12 protein-coding genes and 1 pseudogene are annotated in these 12,944 nt (G+C 32.2%); 12 read left to right on the plus strand and 1 reads right to left on the minus strand.

The annotated features are described in order from the left end of the window. The first annotated feature begins 14 nt into the window (after window positions 1-14). From AC0L5U_RS14225 to AC0L5U_RS14280, 12 genes and pseudogenes are all read left to right on the plus strand, one after another. Window positions 15-311: a hypothetical protein gene (locus AC0L5U_RS14225; RefSeq protein WP_473417083.1), complete on the plus strand. Its 297-nt coding sequence runs from the start codon at window positions 15-17 to the stop codon at window positions 309-311. Next, window positions 304-720: an rRNA maturation RNase YbeY gene (ybeY, locus tag AC0L5U_RS14230; protein WP_473417084.1), complete on the plus strand. Its 417-nt coding sequence runs from the start codon at window positions 304-306 to the stop codon at window positions 718-720. The genes AC0L5U_RS14225 and ybeY overlap by 8 nt, the downstream gene beginning before the upstream one ends. 75 nt (window positions 721-795) lie before the next feature. Then, a complete protein-coding gene (gene mnmG, locus AC0L5U_RS14235) occupies window positions 796-2,667 on the plus strand; it encodes a tRNA uridine-5-carboxymethylaminomethyl(34) synthesis enzyme MnmG (RefSeq protein ID WP_473417085.1) in 1,872 nt (623 codons plus the stop codon). A gap of 172 nt (window positions 2,668-2,839) precedes the next feature. Next, window positions 2,840-3,700, plus strand: a complete 861-nt coding sequence (locus tag AC0L5U_RS14240) for a class I SAM-dependent methyltransferase (protein ID WP_473417086.1) — start codon at window positions 2,840-2,842, stop codon at window positions 3,698-3,700. A 256-nt stretch (window positions 3,701-3,956) separates the two neighbouring features. Continuing rightward, complete coding sequence (locus AC0L5U_RS14245) at window positions 3,957-4,472, plus strand: OmpH/Skp family outer membrane protein (protein WP_473417089.1); 516 nt, start codon at window positions 3,957-3,959, stop codon at window positions 4,470-4,472. Window positions 4,473-4,636: 164 nt separating this feature from the next. Beyond that, window positions 4,637-7,010, plus strand: a pseudogene (locus AC0L5U_RS14250) (TonB-dependent receptor). 13 nt (window positions 7,011-7,023) lie between these two features. After that, on the plus strand, window positions 7,024-7,842 hold the full coding sequence (locus AC0L5U_RS14255) for a DUF4249 domain-containing protein (protein WP_473417090.1): 819 nt from the start codon (window positions 7,024-7,026) through the stop codon (window positions 7,840-7,842). A 70-nt stretch (window positions 7,843-7,912) separates the two neighbouring features. Then, window positions 7,913-8,569, plus strand: a complete 657-nt coding sequence (locus AC0L5U_RS14260) for a GIN domain-containing protein (RefSeq protein ID WP_473417091.1) — start codon at window positions 7,913-7,915, stop codon at window positions 8,567-8,569. 109 nt (window positions 8,570-8,678) lie between these two features. Continuing rightward, window positions 8,679-9,215, plus strand: coding sequence for an RNA polymerase sigma factor (locus tag AC0L5U_RS14265; RefSeq protein ID WP_473417092.1), 537 nt, complete (start codon window positions 8,679-8,681; stop codon window positions 9,213-9,215). Between the two features lie 2 nt (window positions 9,216-9,217). Continuing rightward, window positions 9,218-9,727, plus strand: coding sequence for a hypothetical protein (locus AC0L5U_RS14270; protein WP_473417093.1), 510 nt, complete (start codon window positions 9,218-9,220; stop codon window positions 9,725-9,727). Window positions 9,728-9,738: 11 nt separating this feature from the next. Next, the gene (locus AC0L5U_RS14275) at window positions 9,739-10,827 is read left to right on the plus strand and encodes a hypothetical protein (RefSeq protein ID WP_473417094.1); all 1,089 of its coding nucleotides are present in this window, start codon (window positions 9,739-9,741) and stop codon (window positions 10,825-10,827) included. Between the two features lie 11 nt (window positions 10,828-10,838). After that, complete coding sequence (locus AC0L5U_RS14280) at window positions 10,839-11,522, plus strand: hypothetical protein (RefSeq protein ID WP_473417095.1); 684 nt, start codon at window positions 10,839-10,841, stop codon at window positions 11,520-11,522. 110 nt (window positions 11,523-11,632) lie between these two features. Here AC0L5U_RS14280 and AC0L5U_RS14285 read toward each other — a convergent pair whose 3' ends face one another. Continuing rightward, entirely contained in the window at window positions 11,633-12,787 is a 1,155-nt protein-coding gene (locus tag AC0L5U_RS14285; protein WP_473418300.1) for a DNA polymerase III subunit, read from the minus strand. Window positions 12,788-12,944: the final 157 nt, after the last annotated feature.

The following is a 12,944-nucleotide window of genomic DNA, read 5'->3' on the forward strand; positions in this document are numbered from 1 at the left end:
AACTATCCAGAAAAATGGAAGAGATTGAGTTGGATTTACTGAATAAAGGCTTCACGAATCAAACACTTCAAAAGATGATGAATTTACAGCATCAATTATTGAAGTTGGAGAACGCAACATTTCAACAAGGAGAGGAAAACAAGCGTGAATCTGAAACCAATAAAAACAAATTTGACAACAATACCAATAATCAAATACCAACAGCAAAACAATATTTTCAAACTACAGAAATATTAAACCGACAAGCTTTACCTTTGCAGCAAGTTTATAAAAAGAAAGTGCAGCAATATTTCAAAAAAGCGAATGATTAATTTCAATTACGAAACAGAGTTTTATTTAGAGTCAGAATCTCAAATTTCAACTTGGATTACAAATACAATTTCTACAGAAACATATAAATTAGAAGAGATTAATTATGTGTTTTGTGATGATGAATATCTACACAAATTGAATATTGAATTTTTGAAGCATGATACTTTAACCGACATTATTAGTTTTGATTATTCAGTCGGAAAAATTATACAAGGGGATATTTTTATATCAGTTGAAAGAGTGGCTGATAATGCTAAAGATTTTGGTGTTTCATTTGATGATGAATTGCATCGTGTAATCATTCATGGGGTGTTACATTATTGTGGTTATAAAGATAAGGCAGATACCGATGCTCAGTTAATGCGTAAAAAGGAGAACTACTACTTATCTAAGCTTAAGTTGAATTAAAGATTTAGATGTATATTTGCAAACTCAAAATTAAGTAGTGTTCCACGTGGAACATGTTTTTGAAACTAAAGAATTATGTTTAACGAGATTTATGATGTTATAGTTGTTGGAGCAGGCCACGCAGGAAGTGAAGCTGCTGCTGCTGCTGCCAATATGGGAAGCAAAACCTTGTTGGTTACCATGAATTTACAAAACATTGCGCAAATGTCTTGTAATCCTGCTATGGGAGGTATTGCAAAAGGACAAATTGTGCGAGAGATTGATGCACTTGGTGGTTATAGCGGTATTGTTTCAGATACTTCTGCTATTCAATTTAAAATGCTGAATAAATCCAAAGGACCTGCAATGTGGAGCCCAAGAGTTCAGAGCGACAGAATGCGTTTTGCTGAAGATTGGAGAATGCTTTTGGAAGGAACACCTAATCTTGATTTTTATCAAGAAATGGTTTCAGGTTTAATAGTTGAAAATCATAAAGTAGTTGGTGTTAAAACATCTCTAGGAATTCAAATAAAAGCTAAGTCTGTTGTTTTAACTAATGGTACTTTTTTAAATGGCCTAATTCATATTGGAGATAAGAATTTTGGAGGAGGAAGAGCAGGAGAAAGAGCTGCAACCGGAATTACAGAACAACTTGTTAATTTAGGTTTTGATTCTGGTAGAATGAAAACGGGAACACCACCAAGAGTTGATGGTAGAAGTTTAGATTTTTCTAAAATGCTTGAACAACCTGGAGATGATAATCCTGAAAAGTTTTCATATCTAGATACTACAAAGTCTTTAGAAAGCCAACGTTCTTGTCATATGACTTACACGAGTCAAAAAGTGCATGATTTATTGCGTGAAGGGTTTGATAGATCTCCAATGTTTAATGGTAGAATTAAAAGTTTAGGCCCAAGATATTGTCCGTCTATTGAAGATAAGATTAATCGTTTTGCTGATAAGGACAGACATCAATTATTTATAGAGCCAGAAGGTTGGAACACTTGCGAAGTTTATGTGAACGGTTTCTCTACGTCTTTACCTGAAGATGTTCAATTCAAAGCATTACGCTCAGTAGTTGGTTTTGAAAATGTGAAATTCTTCAGACCAGGTTATGCTATTGAATATGATTATTTCCCACCAACTCAATTAAAGCATACTTTAGAAACTAAGCTTGTTGAAGGCTTATATTTTGCAGGTCAGATTAACGGCACTACAGGATATGAAGAAGCTGCTTCTCAAGGTTTGATGGCTGGCATAAATGCAAGTTTAAAAGTACAAGAAAAAGACCCTTTTACTTTAAAAAGGGATGAAGCATATATAGGCGTTCTGGTTGATGATTTAATTACAAAGGGGACTGAAGAGCCATATAGAATGTTCACGTCAAGAGCAGAATATAGAACTTTGTTACGTCAAGATAATGCAGATAAAAGATTAACACCAAAAGGATTTGAATTAGGTTTAGCTTCTGAAAAACGTTTAAAGCGAATGGAAGAAAAACATGAAGCTGCAGAAAAATTCGTTAACTTTTTTGAAACTCAAAGTGTAAAGCCAGAAGAGATTAATCCTATTTTAGAGTCTAAAACATCTGCTGCTGTAAAACAATCAGGAAAACTTTTTAAAATATTTGCAAGACCAAATATTGAGATGGAGGATGTTAGAAAAGTAGAAAGTGTTGAGACGTATATTCAAGATAATAATTTGGATAGAGAAGTGATTGAGCAAACCGAAATCCAAGTTAAATATGCCGGCTATATTGCTAAAGAAAAAAACAATGCTGATAAGTTGACGCGATTGGAATACGTTAAAATTCCAGCGAATTTTGACTATTCGCAAATCAAATCCATGAGTTTAGAAGCACGTGAAAAATTAAAAAATATTCAACCAACAACAGTTTCTCAAGCGTCAAGAATTAGCGGTGTATCGCCAAATGATATTTCTGTTTTATTGGTTTACATGGGAAGATAGGTCGATAATCGACATTAGTTAATTTGATATGTTCCACGTGGAACGTTTGTTTTTCAATCTAACATTTGTCATTCCTGCGCAGGCAGGAATCCACTTTTAAATGATAAAATATAATTCTGTTTAATGCATTTAAAAACACACTTAAAGTTAATTATCTTTTTATAAAACATTCGTGGCAAATCATAACCCAAATCATATTCATTTAAAAGTAAAAGACCACTCCGTTTCAGGAGAGGAATTTGAATTAATTCAAAATCGAGAATACGGTTTTTTAGAAACTACACCACAGCCATCTTCAGATAAATTGCCCGATTATTATCATAGCGAAGACTACATTTCGCATACAGATTCCAAAAGAAATTTATTCGAAAAGGTGTATCATTTAGTAAGAAGCATTTCTCTTAAAAAGAAATTAAATTTGATTAATTCATGTTCCTCTGAAGAAAAAAACATTTTAGATATTGGATGTGGAACAGGCGATTTTTTAGAAGTAGTACAACAAAATAATTGGCAAGTTTCAGGGATAGAACCAAACGAAAAAGCTAGAGATATTGCCAATAAAAAAACAAAGAATTCTGTTTTTGATACTGAACAATTATTAAATTTTAAACCTAATAATTTTGATATTATTACGCTTTGGCATGTGTTAGAACATTTGCCAAATTTGGAACATCATATTTCAGTATTTAAAAAGTTATTAAAGCCAAACGGGACTTTAATTATTGCTGTGCCAAATTATAAAAGTTACGATGCAAAACGTTATAAACAATTTTGGGCAGCTTATGACGTTCCAAGACACCTTTGGCATTTTAACCAAACATCTATTTCAAAATTAGTTTCAAAAGAATCATTTAAAGTTGAAAAAGTAAAACCTATGTGGTTTGATTCATTTTATGTGAGTATGCTTTCAGAAAAATATAAATCTGGAAGCATAAATCCTATCAACGGATTTTGGATAGGATTACTTTCAAATTTAAAAGCAATAACAACAAAAGAAGCCTCTTCTTTGATTTATGTGATTAAAAACAGCTAAAATTAATTCTCACAATAGATTTTTAAACTTTAATAATTGGAATGCCTAAACACTAGTTGATTTTTTAAAAGTTTCTTAAATCGCTTTATTTGGCTTCAAAAACTATAAATTATTCTTATTCAAAAATGAAATTGTGATAATTATTGTTTATATGTTAAAAACGAACCAATTCAGCTTTCATTTTTAATTGACTTTATTACATTTGTGCGGATTTGAAAAACAGATTAAATCAAATTATTAATTTAAAATTAGAAAAATGAAACATATAATTTATGTAGCACTTTTGATGTTAACTGTAACATCTTGTCAAAAACCGAATAAAATAGGTTACGTTGATAATAGTAAAGTAATTAACGAGTATCAAGAAAAGAAAGATTTAGAAGATAAATTCAAAATAAGAGAACAGGCGTTTTCAAAAAAATACGATAGTATTGAGAGTGCTTTTAATGTTGACGTACAAAAATTTCAAGTTCAGGCAAAAAGTATGTCTCAAAAGAAAGCTGAAGCTCGTTATCAACAATTAGGACAGTTAAAACAAATTAACGATCAATCTAAACAAAGAGATGCACAACAGTTACAATTGGATTTTCAAACAGAAATAGATACTTTAATTGTTAAAGTAAAAGATTTTGTAAAAGACTACGGTAAAACCAATGGTTACACTTATATTTTGGGAACTAGTGATGCAGCAGCATCTGTTCTTTATGGTACTGATGAGAATAATTTAACGCAAACAGTTTTGGATGCTTTAAATGCGGAGTATAAAAAATAGAAAATTTAAATATTTTATAAATAATTGAAAGTCAGATAATTATCCTGACTTTTTTTGTGTCATAAAGTTAAATATCTAAATAATATTTACCCCTTATGCAACCTTTCATTTTTTAGTCTGTCAATAGTAGTATCAATCATCAATCAAAAAACGAACAGATCAAAATGAAACACATTCTTCTAGGCATATGCCTATTACTTGTCACAGTATTAACTGCCCAAAACACATATAGTATTAGGGGAACAGTTAAAGACTCTAAAAACGGAGAAACCCTTATGGGAGCCGCTGTTTTTTTAAAAGCACTACCAACGGTGCAGTTACAAACCCATATGGTTTTTATTCATTAACCACTAAAGAAGGCACATACACCTTAATTGTGTCGTACATGGGATATCAAGAAATTTCAAAAGAAATTACTCTAAAAGCAGATCAAGTTTTAGATTTTGAGCTTGTACCTTCTTCAGAACAATTAGATGAAATTGTAATTAACGCTGAAGAATCTGAACGCATCAGTATTAAAAAACCTCAAATGAGTGTTTCAAAATTGAATGCATCAACTATTAAACAAATGCCTGCAGTTTTAGGAGAAGTAGATGTTATTAAATCCATCCAAATGCTTCCAGGAGTTACCAATGGTGGCGAAGGCACTCCAGGATTTAATGTAAGAGGCGGAGCAGCGGACCAAAATTTGGTCTTACTCGATGAAGCCATTATTTACAACACCTCGCACTTTTTTGGTTTCTTTTCGGTGTTTAACAATGATGCTATAAAAAATGTGAAACTCTATAAAGGGGATATTCCTGCTCAGTTTGGCGGACGCGTATCTTCAGTTTTAGATGTGCATCAAAAAGATGGTAATAGTAAAGAATTTGCATTAAGTGGAGGTGTTGGCTTAATTTCTAGTCGGTTAACTGCAGAAGCACCTTTATTTGGAGATAAAGGCTCTTTTTTAATTGCAGGTCGCTCATCTTATGCACATTTATTGATGAAAGCTATTGAAGAAGTAAAAGACGATAAAATTTCTTTTTACGATTTAAACTTAAAAACCAATTATGAAATCAACAGCAATAACCGTGTGTATTTGTCGGGTTATTTTGGGAGAGACGTATTCGATTTATCTAATGTTATTAAAAACACTTATGGAAATGCATCGGCAAATTTAAGATGGAATCATGTATATAATGATAAATTGTTTTCTAATCTATCTTTAATTTACAGCAAGTATGATTATCAAATTGTCTTAGATTTTGTAAAGTTAGATTGGATAGCAAATATTAAAAACTACAACGTAAAATACGATTTTGGTTATTACGTAAACGATAAACTGAAAATTGATTTTGGTGCAAGTGGTATTCTTTACAATTTAAACCCTGGGGAAGTGAAACCAACTTCAAGCGACTCTCCAGTCAATTATTTAAAATTAGAACAAAAACGTGCATTCGAAGGAGGTATTTATGCTAGCGCAGAAATGCAATTGAATGATAAACTGACTTTAAATTACGGATTACGCTACAGTAGATTTAACCGATTGGGCGGACAAAATATCATGAATTATGTTAACAATATGCCTGTAATTTACAATGAGGATTTAGGCATTTATGAAGAAGGCGAAGCAACAGAAAATACATTTTTCAAGAAAAGCGAAAGTATTGAAACCTATGATAATTTTGAACCAAGATTGGGTTTATCTTATCAATTAAACGCATCATCTTCAGTAAAAGCAAGTTTTACAAAATCTACGCAATACATGCATTTGCTATCTAATACGTCTGCAGTAACACCTGTTGATGTATGGACACCAAGTGGCAAATACATCAAACCTCAAAAGGCAACACAATATGCTCTTGGATATTATAAAAACTTTAAAGACAGTAAATATTCTCTAGAATTAGAAACCTATTTTAAAACCGTTGACAATAGAATTGATTATGTAGATGGCTCCGATTTAATAGGAACAAATACCATTGAAACCGAAATTTTAAATGGCGAAGCCAGAGCTTACGGATTGGAAGTTTTATTAAGAAAAACAAAGGGCGTTTTACAGGTTGGTTGGCTTATACATTAGCTAAATCTGAACAACGCACACCAGGAGGTATAGCTGGTGGATTGGGCATTAACGATGGCAAATGGTACAACACAGCTTATGATAGAACCCACGATATATCGCTCACAGGAGTTTATAAATTTAATGACCGTTGGAATTTTAGTGCTAATGCTGTTTTTCAAACAGGTAGACCAGTTACATATCCCGACGGACAATATAAATACGAAGGCCTATCCATTGCCAGTTTTTCAGATAGAAATGCAAGTAGATTACCAGCATATCATCGTTTAGACCTTTCGGCAACGTATAGTCCAAAAAAGAACTTAAACAGAAAGTGGCAAGGCGAATGGATATTTGGAATTTACAATGCTTACAATCGTAAAAATGCAGCCGCAATTAATTTTCGTCAGAATGATGAAACAGGTATTAATGAAGCATCTAGAACCGCAATTTTTGGCATGATTCCTTCAATTACTTACAACTTTAAATTTTAAAATTATGAAAGTCATGAAATTATATATAAAATTAGTTCTTCTACTATTATGTATCGGCATCACATCTTGTGAAGATGTTATAGATGTTGAAGTGCCAACTGCAAAAGCAAGATTAGTAATAGAAGCTTCTTTAGATTGGGAAAAGGGCACTAGCGGAAATAATCAAACCATAAAGCTAAGCACTTCAACACCCTATTTTGAAAATACAATTCAAAAAATTGTAACGGGAGCTTCAGTAAAAGTTATAAATAATAATTCCAATACAGAATATGTTTTTACAGATGAAAATGATGGCACATATACCATCGATAATTTTGTGCCGGTAATAAATAACAGTTACACTTTAGAGGTTATTTACAACAATGAAACTTACAACGCAACCGAAACTTTAAAATCGGTTTCGCCAATAAAAAGGGTAGAACAATCTTTAGAAGGAGGTTTTGATGATGAAATTTTAGATGTTTCCATTTTCTGGGATGATCCTGCAGATGAACAGAATTTCTACCTCATAAAATTGATAGATAAATTTGAAATACTACCCACTTTTGAAGACTTTTCAGATGAATTTGTAAACGGAAATGAGTTAGATACTTTTTTTGAAGATGAATATGAACCGGGCGATCAAATAGAATTTACGCTCTATGGTATTTCAGAACGCTATAATAATTATATGAGTTTATTAATAGAACAATATGATAGTGCAGGCGATCCTTTTAGCCCTGTTCCAGGAAAATTAAAAGGCAATTGTATCAATCTAGATTCGCCTAAAGATTACGCTTTCGGGTACTTTAGAGTTTCAGAATTTGATATGGTAATATATACAGTTCAATAATTTTAAAAATAAAGTAGTTACTGCTAAAGTAACATTGAAAAAAAATCAATTAATCAAAAAACAAATCATCATGAAAACTAATTATTTATTTTACATCATCATTACATTCAGTTTAACACTAACATCATGTTCACTAGATGTCGTTATAGCCTCAGACGATATTATAACAGAAGATCGAGTTTTATCAAGCTTTGATGAGATTGACGTTTCAAGCGATATGGAGGTAATTATCAGACAAGGTCCTACGCAATCTGTAAAAGTAACCACTAGTGATAATTTACAAAAAAAGGTAACCACAAGCGTCAATAATGGAAAACTAACAGCAAGATTAAACGGCTCTATCAGCAAATTAAATGTATTACGATTAGAAATTACAATACCAACTATTACACGTTTAGAACTTTCAGCAGATAGTTTTGGCACACTTTCGGGGTTTGAAAACTTAGATGCACTTCGAATAAAAGTATCAAGCGATGCCGCTATTACCTTAATATCTGGATCATCAAATAGTATGGATATTAATGCTAGTAGCGATGCTAAAGTTGAAGGTTTTGATTTTGAAACTAAAACTTGCGATGTAAATTGTTCATCAGATGCTAGCGTTTCTATTACGTGTACAGAAGCGTTAACAGGTTCTGTAAGTAGTGACGGGGTTATATTTTACAAAGGAAACCCAACAGTTAATGTAGCAACAAGTAGTGATGGATCTGTAATAAATTCTAATTAGAAAACCGTGATTTTAAATTAATTGTACCTTTCGTGCAACCTTTTAAAATTTCTATTGTCTTTAATAATAGAAACTGAATATAAAACCGATTTCGCAACCATAAAACGTAGTGACTAACCAAGTACTATTTACACATAAAGACCTTGTTGAGAGGAGTAAATTAGGAGACCGCAAAACGCAGTACAAGCTCTATTCGCTATACGTTAATGCTATGTTTAACGTGAGTGTTAGAATGGTAAAATCTAAAGAAGATGCCGAAGATATTTTACAAGAAAGTTTTATAGATGCTTTTAAAAATCTGGATAGTTTTAGATACGAAAGCACATTTGGTTCTTGGTTAAAACGTATTGTCATCAATAAAAGCATTAATCATTTAAAGTTAAAACGGATTCCTTTAGTTGCTTTAGATGACCATGAAAATTGGATACCGCAGCAAGAAGATGAGATTAAAGAAGAAGATTTAGACATAAGTAGCATAAAAACTGCTATAAAACAGCTCCCAGAAGGCTACCAAACCATTATCAATTTATATTTAATTGAAGGGTACGATCATGTTGAGATAGGAGAAATTTTAGGAATTAGCACTTCCACATCAAAATCTCAATACCATAGAGCAAAAAAGAAATTAATAGGATTAATGAATTGAACATGATGGACGAATTAAAAAAATATACCACCGAAAATCAAAGGAAGTTTGACGACTTCGATTTAGATGAAGTGGACAAATTAAGACTCTGGAGCGACATAGTTTCAGAATTACCAGACGCCCCTACAAAGGTAATCCCGTTGTGGAAAAAAACAGCGTTTAGAGTGGCAGCTAGTATTTTGCTTTTATTAGGATGTACCCTATTCTTTTTTATGAATAATCAACCACAAGAACATCAAATTGTGAATCAAGAATTGTATGAAATAGATAACCATTACAAGCTTCTTGTAAATAATCAAATAGAATTAATAAAGAATAATGCACACTTATCTAATGAAGACCAAGACGATTTCTTGTCTTTAATAGACGATTTAGATGAAGAATATAAAAAACTTAAAGAGGAGCTTAAATTAGGCATCAACAACCAAAAAATTATTGAAGCCATAATTAATAATTATAGAAAAAATAAATCTGATGGAAGATTTACTAGAACGATCTTATCCAACCACTAACAACTTTGAAGATGAAGCAATTATTTTATAAAAATATACTCTACGGTGGCTTTATTTTATTTTCAAGCATATGTATTGCACAAAATAAACTAAGCAAAGAGATAGAGAAAACATATCCGTTTACAAACGAAGGTGCGTTTTTTATTGATAATAAATACGGGGATGTTTTTATTAATGGATGGGATAAAGATTCTATTCAAATACAAGCTACTATTGATGTAACAGGAAAAAATTTAGACAAAGCGAAAGACCTTTTAAAACGAATAAATCCTAACATTGTAAACACGAATAAACAAGTTATTGTTAAATCGGAGATCAAAGAAAAGGAAACCTCGTTTTTTAATAAATACATCAATAAAATAGATCCTTTTAATAGTGAAAAATCTAACACAGATATTAAATACACCATTTACTTGCCAAAGCATGCCGAAGTAGAAGTGTTTAATAAATATGGCGATATTATTATTTCTGATTGGAATGGAAAATTAAAAGCAGATGTTGAACATGGCGATTTAAGAATTATAGACGACATATCAGAGTCTAAACTAGCTATTAAGTACGGAAAATTAAGAGCTAATACCTTAAGAAATTCTAGTATTTATGCTAAAGATGCAACGGTGTCTTATGATACATCCGAGGTTTTACAATTAGAGTCAGATGGTTCTATCATTGCTATTGAAACGATTAATGAATTGGATTTAAATTCGAATAAAGATGATATTGAAATCAGTAATCTAAACAACGTATTTGGTAAAGTAAAATACTCTAAAGTTGTGCTAAATAGCATCACTAGTAAAGTGAATTTAAACTTGAATTTAGCAGAATTACGCATTCTAAATTTAGATACAGATGCACCTGTTGTTAACGTACATCAAAAATCATCTGAAGTGTATATCAACATTTCAAAAACCAACTTTAATTTTGGAGCAGAACTAGAACAAGGTGTTTTAAGAATTCCAAAAACGGTGCAAAATGTTACCAGTAAGGTATTAGATAAAAAGAATAAAATAAGACAAATAAGAGCTAATTATGGCAAGAAAAACAAAGGTATTTTCGATTTTACAGGCTATAAAGGCATCATTATTTTAAAAGAACTTTAAACTATAAATCAATGCGACATATAATTACAATAGCAGTTACTTTATTAGCAGTCAGTTCCGTTTTTGCACAAAAAAAGGAAACAGATGAATACATACAATTTGATGATAGAAAAAACACAGTTCATGGGGTTTATATAGGTTTAACACAACATTTAGGAGAACTTTCCGATGAATGGGCAAGTTTTACCACTCTTAAATTAGCTTATGTAGCTAATAGAAAACTAGAAATTGGAGTTGCAGGAACATTCTTTTTCAGCGAGCAACCCAATACAACAGGTGTATTTAGAGGCGAGGAAACTTTACTAATTGGTGGTTACGCAGGCTTACACTTAGAACCTATTTTATTTGGCACTAAATTTATAAGCGTATCTTTCCCAGTATTAATTGGTGGTGGTGCGATAACACTTTTAGAAGAAAAAGAATCTGGTGGTTATGATTTTACAACCGATGAAATTGATGCAGGAAAAATAGAATTCGATTCCTTTTTTATTGTTGAACCTGGAGTAAATTTACAATACAATATTTCAAGATTTGTACAATTAGAAACAGGTGTGAAATATCGTTTTTCAGATGCTTTTAGAGTAGTACATTCTCCTAGAGATTACATGAATGGGTTTTCGGCAGGTTTAGGCTTGAAAATCGGAATTTTCAATATGGGCAGAAACAAGAAAAAAATAAAAGATGATTTTAATTAGAATGAAATAAAAGTAAAGTGCTTAGTCATTTCGACCTTAGGGAGAAATCACATAGTTTATGAGGTGTAATGTGATGTCTCACGCTATTCGCCATGACAAAAACCGCCAAGCTACTCCGCCTTCTTATGCAATAATCGCGTCAATTTAATAGACAAATCTGTCAAAATAATTTTAGAATTTCCGTTACGCTCAATATGGTAAATAGCATCTTGTAACTCGTTACTAATATCCATAATGTTGTTGCCATGCACAAAAGGTGCAAAATTCTCCAATTTAAATTTATCGGTTTTTGGTTCAAAAAACACCAAATCAGTAGCATTATAATTTAGCAATAACGCCTGACGGAAAAAATCCAAACAAAAGTTCAAAAATTGCTTTTGGGTTTCACGACCGGTTTTTGCTATGTCTTCACTCCACGAAATTAAATCATGAATAGCAGCCTTATTCCCTTTCGCTTTAAAGGCGCTTCTAATCCAGAAAATAAACCAGGTTTCAAATTGTGTATCTTCAGAATCGTGATACACCAAATCACAAGCTTTATTGTAATTCCCGTTAGATTGATGCGCAATTTTAGTAGCAATAGAAGCCTCTAAATTGTACTGTTTTATAATAGCATCTTTTATCACATCTTCAGCCAAAGGCGGAAAATGTAAAATTTGGCAACGCGACCTAATCGTATTTATAATTTGCTCTTCATCTTCAGCAATCAATAAAAAAATTGTTTGGTTTGGTGGCTCCTCAATCAACTTTAAAAGCTTGTTGGCACAAGCAGTATTCATTTTTTCAGCCATCCAAATCAGCATCACTTTATAACCACCTTCATAAGATTTTAAGGTAAGCGATTTTACAATATTTAGTGCCTCATCAACTCCAATTTGCCCCTGTTTATTATCAACACCAAGCAGTTTGTACCAATCAAATAAGTTGCCATAAGGCTGTTCGTTTAAAAGTTGGCGCCATTCTTCCAAATAAAAACTAGAAACTGGCTTACTTTTTACCTTATCACTTGTAGTTACCGGAAACGCAAAATGCAAATCGGGATGCGAAATATTTTTAAACTTTAAGTTGCAAGCTTCGTTTCCAGTAGTGTTTTCCCCTTCAGTATTCGAGCATAAGATATACTGTGCATAAGCAATCGCCATGGGTAACGCACCACAACCTTCAGGTCCAACAAACAATTGCGCATGCGGAATACGTCCATTATCCGCACTTTTCGTCAAGTGCGCTTTAATATGTTCTTGCCCTAATACATCCTGAAACAGCATCGCACAAAAGTAAATTAATTTTTTAAATATTTGGGCGTTCCCTTCGCTCATACCTACAAGGTTTTTAAAACCTTGCAGTATCGCTACGGTCGGGCTTTTGGCAGTCGCTCCCTCCTGCGTCGGGGAGCTTCAACAAATGCCTCAATCCCTAACGTGG

This window comes from Jejuia sp. G7-7 (genome assembly GCF_055808955.1).